The organism is Rhodococcus sp. B10 (assembly GCF_011770055.1).
Taxonomy (GTDB): Bacteria; Actinomycetota; Actinomycetes; order Mycobacteriales; family Mycobacteriaceae; genus Rhodococcoides; species Rhodococcoides kyotonensis_B.
The window spans coordinates 109025-130490 of sequence record NZ_JAAFYV010000004.1 but is presented as its reverse complement, the minus strand read 5'-3'; the positions used below and the strand labels follow the sequence as shown (position 1 = coordinate 130490).

Sequence of the window (21466 nt, the reverse complement as noted above, 5' to 3'; positions counted from 1 at the left end):
TTCAGGCTGATTTGAACTACTGACAACGTGCGCTGAAGGTTCGACGATCGAACGCATGACCACCGCAGTAGACAAGCCCGTCGGCGTGCTCGTTCCCGGCTCGACCGAATACCGCGCACTTCTCGCGACCATCGCCGAGGGAGCGAGCAGGCGTGACCTGGAGGATCAGAACCCGTTCGACCAGATCGACGCACTCCGGCGGGCGGGCGTCGGAGCGCTTCGACTCCCGAAGGACATCGGCGGTGGCGGGCTCACCGTCCGCGAACTGTTCGGCGTCATCGCGGACATCGCCGAGGCCGACCCGATCGTCGCGCACATCCTGCGCACCCATTTCTGGTTCGTCGAGGAACGACTCCGTCAGGCGACCGCCGTCGACTATCCGGGATTCGAGAACGACCGCTGGATCCAGCTGATCCTGCAGGGCAAGATTTTCGGCAACGCCAGCAGCGAGCGCGGCAGCCAGGCCGTCGGCAACTTCAAGTACGGAACACACCTGACTGCGTACGGTGACAAGTTCCTGCTCGACGGCGAGAAGTTCTACAGCACCGGCACCTTGTTCTCCGACTACGTCAGCATCTGGGCCGACATCGACGGTGTCGCCGTCGCATCCGTCATCGTTCCCACCGATCGCGACGGCGTCGAGATCGTCGACGACTGGGACGGGATCGGTCAGCGCCGAACCGGGACCGGGACAACACGATTCACGTCTGTGTCGGTGACCGAGGACGACATCGTCTCGCGCATCCCGCTCGACGCCGCGCCTGACCCGTCCTATCAGTTCGCATTCCTCCAGCTGTACTTGCACGGTCTCGTCAGCGGAATTCTGCGCAGCGTCGTGACCGACGCCGTCGACCTGATCGGAAGCCGCACCCGCGGGTTCGCGCATGGACCGACCGAAGAGCTGACGCGAGACCCGTTGCTGCAGAACGCAGTCGGACAACTGGCGAGCACGGCATTCGCCGCCGAGTCGACGACGCTCGCTGCAGCGGATGCCATCGACGCCGCCTACGCGTCTCTCGTGAACGCCGTACCCGACGCCGACCTCGCGGCCCTCGCGTCGCTGCGTGCGTCGCAGGCGAAGGTGCACATCGACGACATCGCCACACGTGCGGCGACGGTTCTGTTCGAGGTCGGCGGCGCATCTGCCGCGTCGCGCGCGAAGAACCTGGATCGGCACTGGCGCAACATCCGCACGATCACGTTGCACAACCCTGCCGCGTACAAGGCCGCTGCCATCGGCAACAAAATTCTCAACGACGAGCCCCTGCCGTTCAACGGCTACTTCTGATCGAACTCACGCACAAGGAAATTCACATGTCACGCGAACTGCACCTCGCAGGCTTCCTCATCGCATCGCACGTCACCCACTCTCATGCCGCGTGGCGGCATCCGGCGTCGGAAACCGACTATCTCGGGCCCGACTACTACACGCGCGTGGCGAAGACGCTCGAACGCGGCAAGTTCGACTTCCTGTTCTTCGCCGACCTGCTGGCCACGCCGGTCCGCTACGGCAACGACATTCGCGTTCCGTTGAGCAGCGGAACTCAGGCGTCGGCGACCATCGATCCGTCGCTGGTCGCCGCCGTGCTCGCGGGCGTCACCGACAAGATCGGCCTCGCGATCACGAAGTCGACGACGTACTTCCACCCGTACGAACTCGCACGCATCTTCGCGACGCTCGATCACCTCAGTCGCGGGCGCGCAGGCTGGAACGTCGTGACGTCGCTCAACCAGGCCGAGGCGCAGAACTTCGGAATCGAGAACCATCTCGGTCACGACGAACGTTACGCTCGTGCACAGGAATTCCTCGAAGTCGCGTACAAGCTCTGGGGTAGCTGGGAGCGCGACGCCCTCGTGCAGAACAAGGAATCCGGACTGTTCGCCGATCCGGACAAGGTGCACACCGTCGACCACGACGGGGAATTCTTCAAGACGCGTGGCCCGCTCACCGTGCCGCACTCGCCGCAGAGTCGTCCGGTCATCTTCCAGGCCGGATCGTCCTCGACAGGAAAGGATTTCGCGGCGCGGTGGGCCGACGCGATCTTCGAGATCGACCCGACGAAGGAAGGACGCAGGGCCTACTACGACGACGTCAAGTCCCGCGCGTCGAATTTCGGCCGCAACCCGGACGACATCAAGATCTTCCCGTCGTTCGTGCCGTTCGTCGGCGAGACCGAGTCCATCGCGCGGGAGAAGCAGGCGTTCCACAATGAACTCGCCGACCCGATCTCGGGACTGATCACGCTGTCGGTGCACACCGACCACGACTTCTCGCAGTACGACCTCGACGCACCCATCGAGGAGGTCACCGTCCCCGGTAGCCAGGGCCTGTTCGACGTCGCACACCGCTTGAGCGACAAGGACTCGCTCACGCTGCGCGACATCGGAAAGCTGTATGCACAGGGTGTTCTGCTGCCGCAGTTCGTCGGGACGGCGTCGCAGATCGCAGACCAGATCGAGGAAGGGTTCAACGGCGGGGAGGCCGACGGCTACATCCTGTCCGCAGCACAGGCTCCCGGCACGTTCGACGACTTCGTCGACCTCGTGGTCCCGGAACTCCAGCGCCGCGGGCTGTTCCGTACCGACTACACCGGAACGACGCTGCGCGATCACCTCGGCCTCGCCGACGCGAGCTTGGAAGTGCGCTCCGCACCCGTGCGCGCTTAGTCGGACTCTGGGCCGACCAAGCACGCACGAGCGCGCAGCGCCTGGGTTTCGCCCACCTCGGACCGGGTATCCGCCCGGTCCGCAGTGGCCGATGGGCGGTCACGGGAGGGGATGTGAAGTCATGCGAATCGTCAGTTTGATCGTCCTGATCTGGCTCGTCATCGGAGCCGTCGCAGTGTTCCAGAGGGGATACGCCTCCAGCGCGCCGGAGAACTGCGCGGGCGTCGGGACCATCGCCCTCACCGTCGTAGCCGGTCCGCTCAATTACGTAGGGGTCAATCCCAAAGTGACGGACTGCAACCTCCCGCAGCCGAGCCAGTAGGTCCGCGGCAGACGACATCGATGCGCCGTGGCAGCCGTCCAACGGTTGCCGCGGCGCATCGATGCCTGTTCGGGAACGTGAGCTTCATCGCTGGCCGAGGCGTCGTCGCGCGTCGCTGCCTACGCTGGACGGGTGATGCGGAGAAGCCGATGGATCGTGGTGGCCATCGTGCTCCCGGTCATCGTGATGTCGGTGGTCGGAATCGGCGGCTATGTGACATTCACCAAAGCGCGCATCGATCCGGTCTCACGCGCCGACGCCATCATCGTCCTGGGCGGCGAACACGACGGCCGTGAGGCATACGGAGTCTCGCTCGCCGAGCAGGGCGTCGCCGACACCGTCGTGCTGTCCGACCCGTACGGGCCGAAAGACCCCGTCATGAAGAAATACTGCGGCGCCGACACCGAGAAGTACACGGTGCTCTGCATTCCACCCGAGCCGAGTACGACGCGTGGCGAAGCGATCTTCACCCAAGAACTCGCGCGAGAACGAGGGTGGGACCACGTCGTCGTCGTCAGTTGGCGCTACCACCTGCCGCGAGCGCGCTACATCTTCGATCAGTGCTTCGACGGCGACGTCACGATGCAGGCCGTGCCGCGCACCTACAACTTCTCTCTCGTCTTCTGGGAGTACACCTACCTGTACCAGGTAGCTGGGTTCGTCAAGGCCGCTGTCCAGGGCGACTGTCAGAACTTGGAGTAGAGCGTCACGCCGGACTTCAACAACAGAATTCCGAACATCACGCACGCGACGCCACCGACGACGTTGGCCGCGAGGAAGAGCGCCGCGTCGCGCACTCTGCCGTCGCGTATCTGCGTGACCGTGCACAACGCGACCGACGACATCGGTGCCAGGCCGCCCAGGAATCCGAAGCACACGACGCCGACGATCCACTGCGGCGGTGCTGCGGCGATGACGACGCCGAGTATCCCGCACGTCGAGACGGTGAGAAGGAGAACGCGTCGGCGATCGGTGGCGGCCTCGGTCAACGCGACGTGCGTCAGAGCTGCGGCGCCGCCGCCGAGGGCGACGAGTAGAAGAAGGATCATCGACGCGCGGCCACCGGTCGGGTGATCAAGGCGCCCACAGCGAGAGCGACGACCGACAGCACGGGCGTCGTGACGATGTAGAGGACCGAGTGCCATGCGGCGTCGTACGTGACGCCGTGCAGCGCGTAGAAGCCGAACGTGGTGAAGCCGCAGGCGAGCCCGAGCACGCCGGCGCGCAGCATCGGAGCGCGTGAGCCCGACAAGTATCCGAGTGCGGCACCGAGCAGCAGGCACCCCACCACGTTCACCGCGAACGTGCTGACCATCAACCACCGCGACGAATCGCGTATCTGCCAGATCTGGAATCTGGCCACGGCGCCCACAGCTCCACCGAGGGCCGTCGCCGACAGCGAGGGAAGGCGATCGGTCGTCACCCGCTCGACTCTAGTGTGAAACCGACCCAACGCCAGGTGAGCGCGCAACAGCACCATGTGAGGGGTCGCGAGCCCTCGGGTATCTTGTTCTTCTGTGACCGTGGACGAGTCGGGCCTTGGGCCTCAACATTTCGACGTAGCAGTAGATTGGCGCGACGACATCGTCGTCGTGACCGTATCCGGTGAGCTGGATTTGGTGACCGCACCGCAGTTGTCGGAGTCCATCTCCTTGGTTCTCGGGAAATCGCCGGCAGCCCTCGTCATCGATCTGACCGACGTCGGGTTCCTCGCGTCGGCGGGAATGTCGCTGCTTGCCTCGACCCACCAGCAGCTCGGTGAGAAGGCGAGCTTCGCCGTCGTTGCCGATGGGCCTGCAACCGGTCGACCGCTTGCTCTTGTCGGCCTCGACCAGCTGTTCGGCATCTACGCGACCGTCGACGAAGCACTTACTGCACTCGATGCGGGTAAGTCCTGAAGTTTCGGGTATGACGCTCTCATGAAGGTCACAGCACTCGGTGGAGACGACACGCCGCTCGACGCTGCCACCGGACAGTTACTCAGCCCAGGTCGAGGGGACGTCATGCACCTGAACTTCGACGGCGAAGCCGCGGCCCCGGACCGGGCGTCCGCGCTCAGAGTCGCACTCGGCGAATGGCTCACCGGTCTCGAGGTCGAGCCCGAGCGGGTGTACGACGTCGTTCTGGCGACGTACGAAGCTCTCGCGAACGCCGTCGAACACGCATACCAACAGGACGGCGCGACAGGGACTCTGGATCTGCACGCGTTGTACGCCCCGGAGACCGGGCAGATCGAAGTGACGATCTGCGACCACGGCGTCTGGTCAGTGCATGCCCCGGATGCGACGCGCGGCCGCGGGGTTCCTCTCATGCACGCGCTGGCGGACTCGACGACCGTTACGTCCGATCACGACGGCACCGTCGTGCGCATGGTGTGGGGCGCACCGCAATCCGCCTGAGGAGTTACCGCAAAGCCCGGACAGTCGCAGTTGTGACGTAGCACAATCGCCTCAGGGTCAGCAGTGCCGGGCGTGGGGGATGGATCCACGGGGGACGGCGCCGGCGATGACCCGCACGGTAGTGACTCTCCTCGGCCTGTCGTCACGGCGAGGTGAGTCGCCGGGGTGGGAGGCGACGATGAGCGCGACGGTCACTGCGGGAAGTGTTCTAGCCGACCGATATCGGCTGCTCGAGAAACGCCCGTCGCCGTCGTTCGCCTCGTCCTGGCGCGCACGAGATCTCGCGACGGGCCGCGAACTCGGAGTCAAGGTTGTGCACATGGATATGGTGCGACCGAACCGTCCGCGATCCGACGCGCTGGAAAAATTCGCGACTCCGTCCGCCGTCCCGCCGCGGGTGATGGTGACCCCGCCCTATGTTCTCTTGATCGCCGATCAACCTGCGGTGTCGATCGAGAACGCTCCCGTCGAACCCCCGGACACACCACGAATGACGTCGCGAACGCGGCTGGCGGCGGCGATCGGTGCAGTGGTCGTGCTGCTGCTGTTCGGCGGTGCAGGGTGGTTGATCTCCACCACCGTGTTCGGCCGCGGCGTACAGAGCGTCGCGGTCCCGTCGTTGTCGGCTCCTCGAGGACCCGGGCCGTCGTCGGCCGACGTACCGTTGCGGCCCGCGAGTGCACAGGCGTGGTCTGCCGTGCGCTACGCGGACAACGCGAACGACGCGGGCCGGGCTGTCGATTCCAACCCGGCCACACGGTGGTCGACCGACACCTACCGCAGCGGGTTCGGCAGTACCGAGCAGGGCATCGGCCTCGTCCTCGACTTCGATCGAACCGTCGACATCGACGAGATCTGGATCGCATCCGACGACGTCGGAACGGCCGTCGAGATCAGGACCGCGCCGGAGAAGGACGAGGGATTCGACGCGACTCAGGTCCTCGGCTCGGGAGTGTTGAAACCCGGTACGACGCACATCGCCCTCGATCAGGCGACCGAGACTCGCTCGGTCCTGGTATGGATTTCGGAACTCGCCCCGGCCGAGAACGGGTTCGAATCCTCGATCGGTGAGGTCGGCGCGTCCGGGTCCGTCACGTAGCGCGCGACTCAGCGGCTCAGCGCCTGGGCGTCGTCGTCTCGGTGGTCGTCTCGTCCTCGGAACGATCGGCGGTGGTTCTGCGAGGACTGCGCGTCGTCGACGTGTCGTCGGTACCGGTCGGCGCGGTCTCGGTGGTCGTCGGAGGCGTCGTGGTCGTCGTGCGTGGCTGCGTGGGCACGGCCACCTGCCAGGTGGGTGACGGCGGAACGGTGATGGCCGACGGCGTCGCCGTCACGGCGGTACTGAGGTCGGACCGCAATGCCGGTGGCGCGACCTGCTCGGCGGAATCGTCGAAGGCGCCTCCGAGAGCGCCGATACCGAGTCCGACGGCTACTGCCAGTCCTGCGATTGCCACCGCAGATGTCGCGATGACCTTGTCACGCATCGTCTTGTCAGCCCTCACGCGAAGTTGCCGTCCCCTTGCCGGCGGGACCGATATCGGAACGTTACCTCAGCGGTCGGTGGTGCGCTCAGCTCGCGACGGCGTTCAACCGGACTGTTCGTCAGAACAGACGAACGATTCCGGGCAGTGCATCGGCTATCTGCTGCCCCACGCTCTCGTACACGTCGTGAGGCCTCGTGTAGGGATCGGCGATGTCGGTCTCGACGACAAAGTGTCGCGCCCGCGCGGCCGCGAGGTCGTCGAGCGACTGCGCTCCCGACTGCTCGGCGAGAGACACCGCCTCGAGAAGAGTGAACGTCCGACGCAGTTTCCTCGGAGCCATCGCGAGCACCTCGTCCCGATGCCGGGCTGTCATCGCCAGAATGAGGTCGGCGTCGTCGGCGATGCGCGGTGAGATGCGGCGTGCGACGAATCCGTCGGGTTCACCGCCGAGCTGACGCAGCACCAACGCGGCGGTCTCGTCCATGGCGTGGCCGGTCAGACCGTGGGTCCCGGCGCTCGACGCCGTCAGCTCGACACCCGCCTCGCCGGCGTAGGCCACCGCGAGGCGTTCCGCGGTGGGCGAGCGGCAGATGTTCCCGGTACAAACGAAGAGGACATGCACTGGGACAGGCTAGTGCCCCCTCGTCACTCGCTGCATCCGGCAATCGCATTCGAAGAACGGTCAGGCTACAGTGATGCCCGAGCGACGGCTTCGAGATGGGATCGTTACCAAACCGGTCGGCGAGTCCGTTCGCTGCTAACCAAGTGAGGCAGGTCATGACTGAGGTTCTCGGTGTATCGGTCGGGTCCAGTGCCGTTCGAATGGCACGGCCCGATCTGCGCCTGCACACGTCCGGGCACCGAGAGTTGGATTTCCAGAGCGATACCGTCGACGCGCACTGGGACCGCGCCGAAGAACTGGCAGCGGAGTCGATCGGCGTCGTGCTCTCCCAGAACGACGGCAGCCAGGTGGAAGCCACCGGCGTCGCGTACCGCGATCAACAGCAGTTCGGCGACATCCAGCAGGCGATGGCACGTCAGCGGTTGTACAACTATCGGTTGGTCCCCGAGGCCAGAGCCGCGCTCGCGTATCTGGACGCCTCCGGTGAAATCGGTGACTTCTCGACCATCGCCCTGTACGACCTCGGCAGCTCCGGATTGACCGTCAGTGTCGTCGATCGGGCGTCGGGCAACGTTCTGCTCGCCGAGCGCACCATCGACATCAGCGGAGACGATTTCGATCGACTGATCTGCGACAACCAACTCGCCAAGCAGGGTGTGGATCCCCAGAACACGCTCGGTGTGCAGGAGTTCACGAGCCGCTGCCGCATCGCGAAGGAACAGCTGTCCACCAGCGGTGCCGTGTGCCTGCCCGGTGAAAGTGGCGTCATCCTGATCTCGCGTGAATCGTTCGAGGCGCTGGTGACCGTCCCGATCGAGTATTCGGCACGTTTGGTGCGCGACGTCATCAGCCGTTCGCCGCAGCACGTCGACGCCCTGTTCCTGATCGGCGGCGGCGCTCGCATTCCGTTGGTCGAGGCCATTCTTCGGTCGTGGACCGGATTGCCCGTCGTCACGCCGCGGGATCCGGAAGCCGTCGCGGCCAAGGGCGCTGCGCTTCTGGCGACACCGGTCGAGAACCCCGAGCCGACCGTGGCAGCTCCCGCACAGGCCCTGACCGGTGCTCCCGATTGGCTCAGCCCGGAGCCGGTGGACCGCACGGCCACGTCCAAACGGAAGATTCGCGGCGCGGCGTTGGTCGCGGGTGGACTCGCTGCCGTCGCAGCCCTCGGACTCACGCTCGGCTACGGCGGTTCGGAAGAACCGGCCAGCGCGCCGACGGAAACGGCCGACACCGTCACCGGAGTGCCGTCGACGTCGAGCTCGGCGGCGTCCACCACGACACCCGTCACGACCGTGGCACCGCCTCCCGCGACGACGGAAGCTGCGCCCGCTCCCGCTGCACCCGTCGAGACGTACGAGGCTCCGCAGTACGACGAACCCGCTCCGGCGCCTGCGCCCGCACCCGCTCCTGCACCGCTGATTCCGGGGTTGCCGCAGATTCAGCTTCCCCAGATCCAGCTGCCGCCTCCGCCCGTGTTCGAGCTGCCCAGGTTCTAGGTCATACTTCCTGTCCTAGAGCTGCGCCGTGCGTCCGACGTGCTGCGCACTCCGATTCGGGAGGATTCACGTGGATCAGCGCAGCGGGCAGGACCGACGTGTGGTGAGCAATGTCTGGTACGGCGAATCGTTGGGTGCGGACATCCTGGCCCAGCCGTCGGGCGGCTACGTCAGCGCGGTCGTGTCGGCGCTGTCCCTGCTGTCCGCGGCCGGCAGGAACGGCATCGTCGTGACGTCCGAAGGCGTGGCTCGGCCTGCAGGCATCGTCGTCCTCGCGCTGATCTGCGCGCTACGCCGCCGCCGCTCTCTCGTGATCGTCGAATTTCTGCCCGGGTTGAAGTCGGGGCTCATGGGTAGGACCGTCAGGTTCCTGTACCGGCGACTACTCCATCGGGCCGCCCGATCCATTCAGGTGATGACGCAGTGGGAACGGTCGCTGTACATCGACGAGTACAACCTCGACCCGGCGGCCGTGACGGTGGTTCCCTTCTACTTCTACGACGATTCGACGTCGCGGACCCCGACGCCGGACGCGGACCGCGTCGGTGTCTTCGCCAGCGGACGTAGCTCGTGCGACTGGAATCTCCTGATCGATGCGGCCCGCGACCGACCGTGGAATCTGACCATCGTCTGTTCGGCGGACGATCACGACGACGTCGTTCGGTCCGCCGCCGGCACCGACATCGTCGTCCGCAGCGAAGTGTCGGAAGAGGAGCACGCCGACATGCTTGCCGCGGCGAGTGTCTACGTCATCCCGCTGCAGGACCGGTCCGTCAGTGCGGGCCACGTTCGGATCATGAGCGCCGCGACTCTGGAGACGCCCGTCGTCGTCACCGACGTTCGCGGACTCGAGGGCTACAAGCATCTCGCGGCTGCGGTCGTGCCTGCCGGCGACGCCGTGGCGTTGCGCGAGGCCGTCGACCGTTTGACGAACGACCCGGTGACCCGTGAGCGGGAGCGCAGCCGGGTGCGCGATCTCGCGAGCGCGAACACACGCAGCATGTACCTCGCCGACATCGGCAAGCTGCTCGATCCCGCGTAGCGCTCAGCAGTCCTCGAACACGGCGCGCGCATAGCCGGCGGTCTGATAGACGTACTCCCACGCCCACTCGAACACGTAACGGTCGGTGGTACTGGGCACGTAGGTGACGTCGCCGTCCCAGCACTTGCCGATGATGTACCTGGCCCGCGAGAGGTGCGGCGTCGACGTGACGACGACGACCGACTTCCATCCCTCGCGCCCCGCGCGATCGCGGATCTCGCGAGCCTCGCCGCGCGTCGTCCCCGGTTCGGGCACGAAACATTCGACGGTGACATCGCTGCGACCGTCGCGACAGATCTCGGTCAGCCGGTCCACCGAACCGTACGGATTCGAGTACACGAGCTCGGGCGCGTACCCGTCCTCCGCGAGCTCGAGGCCGAGTTCGTCGCGATTGTCCTCCGATCCGCCGAGGACGACGATCGCGTCGGCATGCGCAGGCCGATCGGCTACCGGATCGACGTATACGGGGTATCCGACCGCCGACGCGATGGCCACGGCGACGGCCGCGGACACGACGACGACCCGTCTCGTGGCCTTCACAGCGGCCGAGAAGTATCGGTTTCGATCACGCACCCTAATTTACCGGCAGTTCTTGTACTATCGGTCTGTAGAGTGCGCCGTTCCCCCCGGGGCGCGCTGTTTCTGTTCAGGTAGAAGGGCCTCATGAACGTCGACGCACGGCTCCCCGCTGTCCTGCGGAGGGCGTACGAGAATGCGACGTCCGCCGTTGTCTGACCGAAGAATGCGCGGTCGATGGCTGATTCTCGCGCCGGTACTCGCGGTGGCCACTGCCCTGGTCGGGACGGTCGCGCACGAACCCGTGACCGACCATCCCGTGTTCCGTGAGATGGACGGCCCCGACGTCGTCAACCCGATGCGCGGCCAATTCGACAACATCGGGACCGGGTTGTTCCCGCAGTCGAACGTCGGCCAGCAACACTATCCGGACTGGCCGGGTTCGAAAGATGCTGCCATCCGAGTCGATTGGCGTTCGCTCCAGCCCGTCGACCCTCGAACGCTGCCCCCCGATGCGCCGGAATCGGCGAAGTACGATTTCTCGGCGATCGACGAGGCGTTGGAGACGTACGCGGCGCAGGGAATGCGCGTCGGCCTGCGGGTGTCGTCGTACGACTCGTGCTGCGAGACGTCCCCGGAGGGCAACGTCAACATCGGTGTACCCGACTGGCTCAAGACCGTGCCCGGTGCGACGGCCACCTACGAGTACGACGGCGTGCAGCAGGTCATCCCGAACTGGAACGACAACAACTACGTCGGGAACTTCGAGGCGCTCCTGGCTGCTCTCGGGCGTAAGTACGACCGAGACGAACGACTGTCGATCTTCGAGATGTCCGGCTACGGCGACTTCAGCGAGAATCACGTCGCGTTCATGCGTGACCAGCTCGGAATGCCCGCGCCCGACGAGCAATCGAGTGAAGCGGAACTCGGTTACTACAGTCAGTACCGAGATCAGTACATCACCAAAGCCACGGTGATCCGGTTGGTCGACGCCAATCTTCGTGCGTTCAGGAACACCCAGATGGTCACGGCCACAGGTAATCCGGAGATCGTCAAGCAGTTGCTCAGGGACAGTGCAGAGCTCGCGGGCACCGTCAAACCCGTCGGCCTTCGCTCGGACTGCCTCGGCGTCTTCTCGCCGGTACCGACCTGGGCCGAGAACCAGTACTCGAAGTACGTCGAACGCTCGGATCCGATCGTCGACGTTCTGCTCGAACGCTATTCGACGGCGCCCGTGCTGACGGAATGGTGTCAGAAGCCCGACGACATGACGTCGACCGAGTATTACGAGCGTGCGCTCTCCGACGTCATCGACCACCACGTCTCCATGACGGCGAGCAGCGGATTCCCCGACCAGTTCAACGGCGACACCATGAGCCGGGATCTCTATTCGCTGTGGTCGAGGGCGAACGTCGTGTCGGGGTACCGCTACGTCGCCGACGCCACCGCAGGTGTTCCCGACAGGGACGGAACGGTGTCGGGCACGGTCCGGTGGACCAACAAGGGCACCGCGGCAGTCCACGAGAACTGGACCGTGGAGTACCGGCTGCTCGACCCGAGCGGAGCTGTCGTGCAGACCGTTCCGTCGGCGATCGACCTGCGGACCATGACCTCACCGCAATCGTCGTCCGACACCGGTGGTGTTCCGGCTCCGACCACCGCGCAGGAGAACGTCGAATTCGACGTCTCGGGTCTGTCGTCGGGTTTCTACACGGTGTCTGCAGCGGTGGTGTGGAACGAGCACAAGGCAGGTGCGACGTCGACCGTGAACTACGAACCGATGAGCCTGGCCCAGAACGGACATGGAATGGACGGCGGCTACGGGCTGGTGACGTTCGAGATTCCGTGACCGCGCGTCAGTCGAGCATTGCGGTCCACAGGTGTCGACGAGTGCCCATGGCGTCGTCCACGTAACCGGGAACGCTTCCCTCGCAGGCGAATCCCCGTAGACGAAGTGCGCGCGACAAGCCGATGTCGTCCGGGTGGACTGCGATCGACGCCCGTCGCAGCCATGGGTCGGAGTGCCGAATGGAGTCGACAAGCGAGCCAACCGCTTCCGGTGCCACGACGTCGTAATCGTCTGTGTCGATGGTCGACACGATGGTGGCCGACGCAGTGCCGTGATCGAGAAGAGCGATGACGAACCCGACCGGAACGGTGTCCACCTCGACGGAATATCGGTAGTGCGGGCCGATGTGACCACGACCGGCCGCCTGACGCTCGGGCGGTGTCCGCACCAGCTCGAGCACGCCTGCCGTCGTGACGGCTTCCGCCTCCACGGCGCCGAAGTGCACGGACGGGCGACGGGCCTGCCTGATCCGGGTTTTCGCGAGACGAACACCGATCTGGAGCAAGCCGAACCCGAGCTCGAGGGATCCCTTGGCGGATGGGGGCATGAACCGACTCTCGAGCTGGAGGACAGGAAAAGACCAGTTAGACTATAACAGTGCAGAAATCGCTTCGTGTGCTGGTCATCGGGCCTGCTGCATCGTCACCGACCAGCCGTGGAGGGATGGCGACCGTCGTGTCGCTGATGCTGGCCAATCCGTCCGCGGACGTCCGGACGATCAGCATCGCCACCTACGTCGATTCCACCCGAGCTCGCAAACTGTGGGTCGGTGTGACCGGCATGCTGCGCGCGTCGTGGACGATCGCGCGTCGTCGTACCGACGTGGTGCACGTCCATCTCGCCCACGGCGGCAGCGTTCTTCGTAAATGCTTGCCCATGGCGGTGGCTCGACGCGTCGGCGTTCCCGTCGTCGTGCATGCACACAGCTACGATTTCGCCGGGTGGTTCGACGGATTGCCCTCGGCGGGGCGATCTTTCGTTCGACGCGCGTTGACCGCGGACCGGTGGCTGGTACTCGGTAGCGCTCTCGCCGACGAATACGCGGAGCGCATGGAGCTGGACCGTCGTGCGGTGACGGTACTGCACAATCCGGTTCGGCTACCGGAAGTGGTTGCCTCGCAGACCGATACGGACACCGTACGCATCGTGACGCTGGGAAGGCTCGGGCAGCGCAAGGGATCGTTCGACCTGGTCGACGCGGTGGCGTCGCTACCCGAGGACGTTCGACGACGCACGTCGGTGACGATGTGCGGCGACGGTGACGTCGACGAGGTACGAGAAGCCGTGCGTCGTCACGGAATCGGCGACGTGGTGACCGTCGCGGGATGGATGTCGCCCGAGCAGTGCTCCGACATCCTGTCGCGATCGCACGTGTTCGCGTTGCCGAGCTACAGCGAAGGCCTGCCGATGGCGCTGCTCGAGGCGATGTCGCACGGCCTGGCTCCGGTGTGCACCCCGGCGGGTAGCGTCGGCGAAGTGGTCACGGACGACGTCGACGCGCTCGTCGTGACCCCAGGAGACGTTCCCGCACTGTCGAAGTCGATCCGACGCGTCGTCGAGGACGGTGATGCGCGACGCCGCATCGCCGCCGGGGCGCGGGCCACCGCGTCAGAGTTCGACGTCGACGCCTGGTACGCGCGGCTGGACGAGATCTGGCGCGACACCTGCCGTCGCCGCGAGCAGCGCATGTAGACGCGTACCGGCGACGGCGGAGGAGAACTGCGTGTCGTAGTGCTTCCGCGCAGCGGATCCGGATCGAAAGGCAGTGTCGGAGTCTGCAACTCGATCGAGTTCGTCGACGAGCGCGTCCACGTCGTCGATTCCTATCACCGGTTCGCCCGGAGTCTGGAACTCGGGTAGCGCGCCCTGGTCGCTGACGATCGTCGCGACACCGAGCTGCATGCACAACACCTGAACACCGCTCTGCGACGCCCGACGGTAGTGCACGAGAGATGCTTTCGCGCGCGAGATCGCGCCGAGTTCGTCGTCGTACCGGAACGGTTCGTTGCGGTGAATCGTGTGCGGGGGCAGCGGGACCCCGGTCTCGCCTTTGCCGATGACGACGAGATCGTCTCCACGCCAGCCCGGTCCACCGACATGGCGTCGCCACGCCTCGAGCACGACCTCGATGTTCTTGTACGAGTTGATGCGTCCCAGCAGAACGACGTCCCGACGCGCATCCGCGGGAACGACCGTCGAGACGCGTGTGTCTTCGACGTCGCTCGTCAACGGGATGACATGGACCGGTGTGCCTGCGCCCGGAACCCGCCCGTGGCGTACCGCGTCGGCAACGTAGTCGCTGAACGCTATCGTCGCAGCGGAGCGTCCGCCCCACCGGTCGAAGATCGCACGCTCCCAGGCCGGTCGATTCTCGGACGCATCGTGCGGTCGGTCGTCGTGGATCAACTGCACGCGAGGGGCGAGAGCGCCGAACGCCGTCCAGCGCGGATCACGCACGAGCTCGGTGACGACGACGTCGGGTGCGAATGCGCGCGCGGCCTGCAGGGCACGCAGGAACGGCGCCCAACTCGACGGCTGTTTGACACGCGCGTCGAGCACGATCTCGTACGGGCGGGCCGCGTCGGACTCCGGGTGTTGGTCGGTGGTGACCAGCATGACGTCGTCGCCCTGGGCGCGCAACGCTTCCACGTGTATACGGGCCAGCGGCCGCATCCACGGGGACAGCCACAGTACCTTCATCGAGAACCCTCCGACAGCACGGCGTCGAACGCTTCCTCGTAGGCGTCGGCCATCGATTCAATCGTGTACTCCGATCTCATACGGTCGTACCCGGCGAGACCGAGTGCAGGCCACGTCGACGTGTCGCCGAGTAGGTCCGCCAGAGTCCGACGCCACGCGTCGACGGTGATCGGTTCGACGAGGCGGCCTGCCTTGCCGTGATCGAGCATGTCGGGAACCGCGCACACCGACGACGCGACGACCGGGATGCGACGCGCCATCGCCTCCAGGATCACCATCGGAAACGCCTCCGACCGACTGGGGACACACAGAAGATCGGCGTCGGCGAGCGCATGCTGTGGCCCGGGAGACCAACCGCGCCACCGAATTCGATCGCCCAGATCCGCCGGGGTGAGTGCTTCGAGCCGCTCGCGATCCGGTCCGTCGCCGTAGATCGACAGTTCCCACGGCAGATGACGCAACCCGTCGAGCGCCTCGACGAGCAGGTGAGGATTCTTGTGTTCGAGAATGCGCGAGAGCAAGACGAGGTGCGGGACGTCGGCGATCGGGCGTCGCGGTTCCTCGGCGGGAAGAGACCGATCGGAGACCACGCCGTTGGGTGCGACGAACACGCGGTCGCCGAGATCCTGGTGTGCGGTGGCCTGATCCCAGTGCCCTCTCGACAATGCGACGAAGCCGTCGGCGCGCGTCATCGCACGTGCCAGCGGAGTCGAGTACGTGGGGCCACCCAGTTCCGGCGGAATGTGTGCCGCCGCCAACCACTTTCGATGTCTGCCCGCCGCGCGCCACAGGCTCGCGAACCCGACCTCGGTGTTGGTGTCACCACTGACGACGATCGCATCCCTGCTCGCCGTGTCGATCATCGGTGCCCACCAGGGTTGGCGCACCACCCGCACCGTGTGCGGAATCTCGGCCACGAGGGGTCCGAACCGCTGCATCGCGGCGATCGTGACGTCGTATCCCCGTCGGTGCAGCTCGGTCGCCAGCAGTACGTGATGGCGTTCGGCGCCGCCGTAGACGAGCCGATTGATCGTGAACACGATGGAGGGCCGAGCGAGCGCACGGGTACGTTTCCTGGCTGCTCGACGCGAACGCTGCACGCGGTCGAGCAGGGAGGTGCCGGCGAGATAGATGTCCGCGCTATGAACCCCGCGTCGGTGCTCGAGGCCGAGAGCGACGTTGGCGCGCAACAGCTCAGCCGATCGTGACGTGCCCTGCTCGTCGCCGGCGACCGTGCCTGCGCCCGAGTGCGCGATCGCGGTCTCGTCGACGAGCCGAATCGTCCACCCCGCGGCCCGAGCGCGTTGCTGCCAGTCGAACTCCTCGCCGTACAGGAAGAATTCCTCGTCGAAACCGCCGACGGAGTCCCACGCGTCGCGATCGATGGCGAGGCACGCACCCGTCAGGTAGCCGTCCACGTCGCCCGGTGCCGACGCGTACAGGTCCGACAGCGGTGTGCCCCGGAGCCTTTCGGCGTAGCCGGCCTTGGACACGAGAGACCGTACGACACCGGAATCGCGGTGCGCGACATCCCAACTACGATGACGGCCGGTGCGTTCGGAGTGGAACCTCTCCCCGTTGGGGACGACCATGGGCGCGGCCGCGGCCACTCCGTCGCGGTGCAGTGCGGCCAGGGTGCGGTCGAGCGGTGCGAGAACCTCGGCGTCCGGATTCAGCAGCAGCAGATGGTCGTTCGGAGCTTCTGCGGCGAGTGCGTTGACCGCTGCCGCGAAGCCCTTGTTGGTGCCGTCGCCGAACCAACGCGACGTCGGGTGGCTGCGTCGGACGTCGTCCATGCCCGGGTAGTCCGGGCCGGAGTTGTCCCACACCAGAACGGAATCGGACGGCATGTGCTTGTCGAGAGAGTCGAGGCACGTCCGGAGTTGCTCGGGGCTACGGTAGGCGACGATCAGGACGCTCACCGAGCGCTCGTCGTTGCTGGGCCGGGTCACGGCGTGGTCCTTCCTCGGTCGGTCGCTGTGGGAACGTCGATGGGTTCGTCCTCCGGATCACCTTCGGTGTCCAGCAGGGTCTTCAGATTCCCGATCTTGGCAGGCCCGAAGATCAAGTTCGCCGCCGCGTAGACGACCACGGCCACGACTCCGGAGATCACGAGCGGAAGGTCCTGCACGAAGTAGACGGCGACGCCCGTGACGGTCAGGGGTAGAAGCACCTTGGCCATGTACTTGACCGGCGTCCGGTACGGGCTCTTGCGATGCAGTCGCCAGGTCACGACGACGAGGCCGCTGAGTTCGGCGAACAACAGCGCGGCGCTGGCGCCGATGGCACCGAACGTCGGAATGAGCGCGATGTTCAGACCGATGTTGACGACCAGGTTGACGACGTTGAGCCGCAACAGGAACACCTGATCGTGCGCCGCGAACAACGCCTGACTGAGGACGCCGTTCATGAAGGTGACCGCTACCGCGCAGAAGAGCAGAGCCAGGGTCGGCCGTCCGTCGGACACGAATTCGTCCGACCCCATGGTCGCGACGATCGGGCCCGCCAGCATGATTCCGACCAGACCGATCGGAAGTGCCACGAGCGACAGGGTTTCGACGCTGCGCTCGACGAAATCGGCGAAGCCCTTCTTGTCGACGGCGAACTTTCGTGTCATCGACGACAGCGTCGACGACAGGAAGAATTGCGAGATGACCGACGTCGTGAAGGCGACCGTGTACGCGAGGCCGTAGACACCGACCTGGGCAGGGGTGCTCAACAGACTGAGCAGGACCGCGTCGGTGCGCCAGTACAGCACGCCGATGATCAGGACACCCGTCTGCGGGAGGCTTTCGACGACGAGACCGAGACTCTCCCGCCACGAGAAGATCGGCCAGAACGGAATCATCTTGCCCGCGGCCCAGAACTGGACGACGAGTTGCACGACGAGAGGAACCACCTGCGCGGACGCGAACCACACCAGGGGAGCATCGATCTGGATCATCACGAGCGTCGCGGCCAGCGATGCGATACGTCCCACGAGGTCCGACACCGCCACCGCGGTGAAGTTCACCTTCGTGACGAAAATCGGTTGGACGCAGGTCAATACGGTCGACACCGTCAGCGTCGTCGACATGATGATCAGCATCGCGCGTACTTCGGCGTCGCCCTGGTAGATCAACAGACCCGACGCCATGGTGATCAATGACAGTGGGACGCAGTACACCAACGACAGACCGGTGTTGATGCGTATCAGTCGTTGCAGGTCACCTTTGCCGGACGTCACGCGTCGCACGATCACCGAGCCGATTCCGAGTTCGGTGAAACTCGTCCACAGACCGACGAACACGATGGCCGTCGTCAAGTGGCCGTACGACGTCGGGCCGAGATGGCGGGTCGTGATGGCGACGGTGAAGACCGAAGCGATCATTCCGACGACACGGAAGATCAGCTGTGTTCCGAAGGCCTGCGCGATCTTTCCGGTCGACACCTCGTCGTCGCTGCTCTCGGGCGGACTCGGCTGCGGAGCGGGAGCAGTGTCGACTATTCGGTCGAATCGTATGGTGGATTGCTCCGGAAACTGCCAGAATGCCTCTCGTGCGGCCATTTCCTGCGCACGCTTCGACGGGTCACGGTGCGCCGTGGCCTCCGGAAGGTGATAGGCGAGTTTCATGCCGTCACCCGTTTCAGAACCGATCGCGCCGCACCGCAATCGAACGCAGAGACTACTGTGGCGGGATGGTCGATCGAGTCCACTTTCGGGGAGAGGACGTTTCGAGCATGCGGGCTCATGTTCCGCTGGCGGGGATGCTGTCGGCTACGCAATGGCGTCGTCGTTACGACGCGGGGGAAGTTCCGGACGCAACCCCGTACGGTCTGCACAAACTGGCCGAGAACGGTATCGAGACCACGTTCGGCACTGCGGAACTCGGACGCGCGCGATCCAGAGTCGGTGCGTCCGTGAGATATCGAGTGGACGGGCTCGAGCTCGTCGAAGCGCTGGGGGAGCGCAAGAACTACACGAGAAACAAGACCGACGCCGTGCTGTGTTACGACGAGCGCACCGGCATTCCGGCGGCGCTGCTCGCCGAGACGTCGCGCAGATACGCGCCCGTCGTGTCCGGCATCGGTTGGATCACACACAGATCCGCGCCGTACCCGAAGTGGAACGGACTGTTCGCGCACGCCCTCGCGAAGACTCCGGCGTTGTGGTCGCAGAGCCGTCCCGTTCTCGACACGCTGCACCACGAATGGGGCGTCGAGAAAGAAAGACTTCACTTCGTGCCTCTCGGAATCGATGCCGATTTCTACGGTGTCCAGACCGAACCACCTGTGCCCGGACGCATCATGAGTGCAGGCGAGGACCGTTTCCGTGATCACGCCCTGCTCGTCGACGCGGTAGCCACCGTCCGGCGTTCGGTGCCCGAGGCGTTCCTCGAACTGGCCACCGGGCTGCCCGTCGACGTGCCGGAGCACCTCGGCACCGTGCACACCGAACGCCTCGACGGCCGGATGCGAAATCTGTACCAGCGCGCGAGCGTCGTCGCGCTCGCGCTCCGACCGACCATCTCCGGGTCGGGGCTGACGGTGGTGCTCGAAGCGATGGCGAGTGGACGGCCGGTCGTCGTCACCGACAATCCCGGGATGAGCGATTACGTCGAGGACGGCGTGACCGGCGTGCTCGTCCCGGGTGGCGACGTCGATGCTCTGGCCGATGCCATCGCTCGACTGCTCGCCGACCCGGATCGGGCCGCGGCGATGGGTCATGCCGCGGCGGCCCGGGTGCGTTCGCAGTTCACGTCGAGCGTCATGGCATACCACCTAGCGCAGATCGTTCGGTCGGTGTAGCGACGTCGGCCCGGCGGAAGAGGGGCGAGTCGTCGACTACCTCGATGTGTGCGTGTCGAAGCTGCATCAAAGCACGCGGGCCCTCGAGAAGATAGCGACGTGACAGACGTCTCGGCTCGGTGACCAGCCGGTAGAACCATTCGAGACCGTTCTCCTGGAAGAACCGAGGTGCGCGCTGTGACTCGCCGGCGAGGAAGTCGGCTGCAGCTCCGAACGCGAGAAGCAGCCGGGCTCCCGTTGCGAGACCGTACGTGTCGATCCACTGCTCCTGGCGTGGCTTGCCGAGCCCGACGACCAGAATGTCGACGCCGGCAGCCGAGATCTGCGCGGCGATACGCGACGACTGTGCCGGATCGGCGAGTTCTCCCGCCGACGGCGACCAGAAGCCGGCGACGTTCAGATCGGGGTGGCTGCGGCGCAACACGAACCGCAGACGCTCGTGCATGCGGGAGGTACCGCCCAGGATGCCGACGGTACGACCCTCGGCCGACGCCATGTCGACGATGGCGGGCAGCAGGTCGGATCCGGTCACCCGCGACCACGAGCGTCCGGTCAACTTCTCCGCTTGATTGACGATCGGCGCGCCGTCGGCGAGGAACGCCCATGCCAGGTCGTCGCGCTCGGTGTCGATGTGGTCGACCGAGTGGGGCATCGGGCGAAAGTGGTGAATGTGATCGAGGTTGACCGACCCCAGGGCGAGTGGGATGTGGCCGGGGTCCGCCAAACGACGGGTCACCGCCTCGACGACCTCGTCGAACGTGCACAACTCCACCGGGGTGCCGCCCGCCACCAGGCGGACCGTGGATCCGTTGCGGTCGTCGTCGTATCTGTCGATGCTCATGCGTTCTCCATCAGTTCTTGGAGGCGGATCCGGTTACGCGAGGTGTTCTCGCACACCCACAGGTTGTGGTCGGTGGGGCTGCCGTCGTAGTTCCGTTGCCGTCGCAGCCTGGCGGTCTTCTCGAATCCGGCCAGGCCCAAACCCTTTGCCGGACGGGGGTTGTCGACAGCGACGGGGGCAATGACCCAGCGCAACGGATTCGCGCGAGTGAAGGCCTCCAGTACGACGACGTGTCCTGCCCAGCCCGTGACTTCGGACTGATGGACACTGGGCGTGCACCACACACTCAGTTCTCCGGCCTGCGACAGGCCGTCGACGCGGGAGATGTTCACCTCACCGGCAACCCGCGGACCGGCGGCGTCGGTGTGTGACGATTCGAACAAGAGGTGGGGAAAAGAAAGTCCTCGTCGTGACAACCGACGGTCGGTCACGTACTTCTCGATCCAGGCGGCCGGTGTGTTCAACTCGGCCCAGGTGCGACCGGCCTCACCGAAAGCCGGGGCCAGGAAACGGGAGTGGTCGATGCGCGTCGCGCGCCACCGTTCGAAGTCTCCGAACCGAGGGACGCGAAGGCTGAAAGTGCTGGTACCGAACCTGCGAGTCAGTGCTTTTCGATCGATCTCTCCCGTGTGCGCGGCGTGTGAACGGATCCCCGACTGTTGATACCCGACCAAAGGTATGTTTTGGGCGTGGTTAACGGTCATACACACAGGATACAGACCAGTCGCACTACTGCA

23 protein-coding genes are annotated in these 21466 nt (G+C 65.6%); 12 read left to right on the top strand and 11 right to left on the bottom strand.

Annotated elements, in window-relative coordinates; translation table 11 throughout:
* The first annotated feature begins 55 nt into the window (after positions 1–55).
* The 4 genes from RhoFasB10_RS04175 (at position 56) to RhoFasB10_RS04160 (ending at position 3691) form a co-directional block, all read left to right on the top strand.
* Entirely contained in the window at positions 56–1288 is a 1233-nt protein-coding gene (locus tag RhoFasB10_RS04175; protein ID WP_167675205.1) for an acyl-CoA dehydrogenase, read from the top strand.
* Positions 1289–1314: 26 nt separating this feature from the next.
* Positions 1315–2667 (top strand): LLM class flavin-dependent oxidoreductase, encoded by a 1353-nt coding sequence (locus RhoFasB10_RS04170; RefSeq protein ID WP_167675203.1) that lies wholly within the window; start codon positions 1315–1317, stop codon positions 2665–2667.
* 121 nt (positions 2668–2788) lie between these two features.
* Positions 2789–2989, top strand: coding sequence for a hypothetical protein (locus tag RhoFasB10_RS04165; protein ID WP_068425551.1), 201 nt, complete (start codon positions 2789–2791; stop codon positions 2987–2989).
* Positions 2990–3124: 135 nt separating this feature from the next.
* Positions 3125–3691, top strand: coding sequence for a YdcF family protein (locus RhoFasB10_RS04160; protein WP_167675313.1), 567 nt, complete (start codon positions 3125–3127; stop codon positions 3689–3691).
* Here the strand turns inward: RhoFasB10_RS04160 and RhoFasB10_RS04155 are convergent.
* Together RhoFasB10_RS04155 and RhoFasB10_RS04150 are read right to left on the bottom strand one after the other, a co-directional pair.
* Positions 3676–4038: a CrcB family protein gene (locus tag RhoFasB10_RS04155; RefSeq protein WP_167675201.1), complete on the bottom strand. Its 363-nt coding sequence runs from the start codon at positions 4036–4038 to the stop codon at positions 3676–3678. The genes RhoFasB10_RS04160 and RhoFasB10_RS04155 overlap by 16 nt on opposite strands.
* Complete coding sequence (locus RhoFasB10_RS04150) at positions 4035–4412, bottom strand: CrcB family protein (RefSeq protein WP_254303498.1); 378 nt, start codon at positions 4410–4412, stop codon at positions 4035–4037. Before RhoFasB10_RS04150 ends, RhoFasB10_RS04155 begins: the two co-directional genes overlap by 4 nt.
* 94 nt (positions 4413–4506) lie before the next feature.
* Between RhoFasB10_RS04150 and RhoFasB10_RS04145 the strand changes: the two genes are divergently transcribed.
* From RhoFasB10_RS04145 to RhoFasB10_RS04135, 3 genes are all read left to right on the top strand, one after another.
* Positions 4507–4887, top strand: coding sequence for an STAS domain-containing protein (locus tag RhoFasB10_RS04145; protein WP_068425537.1), 381 nt, complete (start codon positions 4507–4509; stop codon positions 4885–4887).
* A gap of 21 nt (positions 4888–4908) precedes the next feature.
* Complete coding sequence (locus RhoFasB10_RS04140; RefSeq protein ID WP_240930868.1) at positions 4909–5388, top strand: ATP-binding protein; 480 nt, start codon at positions 4909–4911, stop codon at positions 5386–5388.
* A 106-nt stretch (positions 5389–5494) separates the two neighbouring features.
* A complete protein-coding gene (locus tag RhoFasB10_RS04135; RefSeq protein ID WP_167675199.1) occupies positions 5495–6487 on the top strand; it encodes a hypothetical protein in 993 nt (330 codons plus the stop codon).
* A gap of 16 nt (positions 6488–6503) precedes the next feature.
* Here the strand turns inward: RhoFasB10_RS04135 and RhoFasB10_RS04130 are convergent, their stop codons facing one another.
* Both RhoFasB10_RS04130 and RhoFasB10_RS04125 read right to left on the bottom strand, forming a co-directional pair.
* The gene (locus RhoFasB10_RS04130) at positions 6504–6890 is read right to left on the bottom strand and encodes a hypothetical protein (protein WP_346764349.1); all 387 of its coding nucleotides are present in this window, start codon (positions 6888–6890) and stop codon (positions 6504–6506) included.
* A 100-nt stretch (positions 6891–6990) separates the two neighbouring features.
* The gene (locus RhoFasB10_RS04125) at positions 6991–7494 is read right to left on the bottom strand and encodes a low molecular weight phosphatase family protein (RefSeq protein WP_167675197.1); all 504 of its coding nucleotides are present in this window, start codon (positions 7492–7494) and stop codon (positions 6991–6993) included.
* Positions 7495–7649: 155 nt separating this feature from the next.
* Between RhoFasB10_RS04125 and RhoFasB10_RS04120 the strand changes: the two genes are divergently transcribed.
* Positions 7650–8993, top strand: coding sequence for an Hsp70 family protein (locus RhoFasB10_RS04120; RefSeq protein WP_068425529.1), 1344 nt, complete (start codon positions 7650–7652; stop codon positions 8991–8993).
* 70 nt (positions 8994–9063) lie between these two features.
* Positions 9064–10035, top strand: coding sequence for a glycosyltransferase (locus tag RhoFasB10_RS26775; RefSeq protein WP_167675195.1), 972 nt, complete (start codon positions 9064–9066; stop codon positions 10033–10035).
* A gap of 3 nt (positions 10036–10038) precedes the next feature.
* On the opposite strand, the gene RhoFasB10_RS04110 is transcribed toward RhoFasB10_RS26775, so the two are convergent.
* Positions 10039–10575 carry a YdcF family protein gene (locus RhoFasB10_RS04110; protein WP_167675193.1) on the bottom strand — a complete coding sequence of 179 codons (537 nt, stop codon included), beginning with the start codon at positions 10573–10575 and terminating at the stop codon, positions 10039–10041.
* Positions 10576–10762: 187 nt separating this feature from the next.
* On the opposite strand from RhoFasB10_RS04110, the gene RhoFasB10_RS04105 reads away from it, so the two are divergent.
* Positions 10763–12400: a DUF4832 domain-containing protein gene (locus RhoFasB10_RS04105; RefSeq protein ID WP_240930867.1), complete on the top strand. Its 1638-nt coding sequence runs from the start codon at positions 10763–10765 to the stop codon at positions 12398–12400.
* A gap of 7 nt (positions 12401–12407) precedes the next feature.
* On the opposite strand, the gene RhoFasB10_RS04100 is transcribed toward RhoFasB10_RS04105, so the two are convergent.
* Positions 12408–12947: a hypothetical protein gene (locus tag RhoFasB10_RS04100; RefSeq protein ID WP_068425508.1), complete on the bottom strand. Its 540-nt coding sequence runs from the start codon at positions 12945–12947 to the stop codon at positions 12408–12410.
* Positions 12948–12997: 50 nt separating this feature from the next.
* Here RhoFasB10_RS04100 and RhoFasB10_RS04095 point away from each other — a divergent pair, with 50 nt between their 5' ends.
* Entirely contained in the window at positions 12998–14092 is a 1095-nt protein-coding gene (locus tag RhoFasB10_RS04095) for a glycosyltransferase family 4 protein (protein ID WP_346764348.1), read from the top strand.
* Here RhoFasB10_RS04095 and RhoFasB10_RS04090 read toward each other — a convergent pair.
* The 3 genes from RhoFasB10_RS04090 to RhoFasB10_RS04080 are packed head-to-tail and all read right to left on the bottom strand — an operon-like array spanning position 14009 to position 18713.
* Entirely contained in the window at positions 14009–15100 is a 1092-nt protein-coding gene (locus RhoFasB10_RS04090) for a glycosyltransferase family 4 protein (RefSeq protein ID WP_167675191.1), read from the bottom strand. The two genes, RhoFasB10_RS04095 and RhoFasB10_RS04090, sit on opposite strands and share 84 nt — an antisense overlap.
* A complete protein-coding gene (locus tag RhoFasB10_RS04085) occupies positions 15097–17052 on the bottom strand; it encodes a glycosyltransferase (RefSeq protein ID WP_346764347.1) in 1956 nt (651 codons plus the stop codon). Before RhoFasB10_RS04085 ends, RhoFasB10_RS04090 begins: the two co-directional genes overlap by 4 nt.
* Positions 17049–18713: a flippase gene (locus RhoFasB10_RS04080; RefSeq protein ID WP_240930866.1), complete on the bottom strand. Its 1665-nt coding sequence runs from the start codon at positions 18711–18713 to the stop codon at positions 17049–17051. The genes RhoFasB10_RS04085 and RhoFasB10_RS04080 overlap by 4 nt, the downstream gene beginning before the upstream one ends.
* A gap of 107 nt (positions 18714–18820) precedes the next feature.
* On the opposite strand from RhoFasB10_RS04080, the gene RhoFasB10_RS04075 reads away from it, so the two are divergent.
* Complete coding sequence (locus RhoFasB10_RS04075) at positions 18821–19888, top strand: glycosyltransferase family 4 protein (protein WP_068426205.1); 1068 nt, start codon at positions 18821–18823, stop codon at positions 19886–19888.
* Here the strand turns inward: RhoFasB10_RS04075 and RhoFasB10_RS04070 are convergent.
* Positions 19848–20729, bottom strand: coding sequence for a WecB/TagA/CpsF family glycosyltransferase (locus tag RhoFasB10_RS04070; protein ID WP_068425499.1), 882 nt, complete (start codon positions 20727–20729; stop codon positions 19848–19850). The two genes, RhoFasB10_RS04075 and RhoFasB10_RS04070, sit on opposite strands and share 41 nt — an antisense overlap.
* Entirely contained in the window at positions 20726–21112 is a 387-nt protein-coding gene (locus RhoFasB10_RS04065; RefSeq protein WP_167675189.1) for a hypothetical protein, read from the bottom strand. Before RhoFasB10_RS04065 ends, RhoFasB10_RS04070 begins: the two co-directional genes overlap by 4 nt.
* Between the last annotated feature and the right edge of the window lie 354 nt (positions 21113–21466).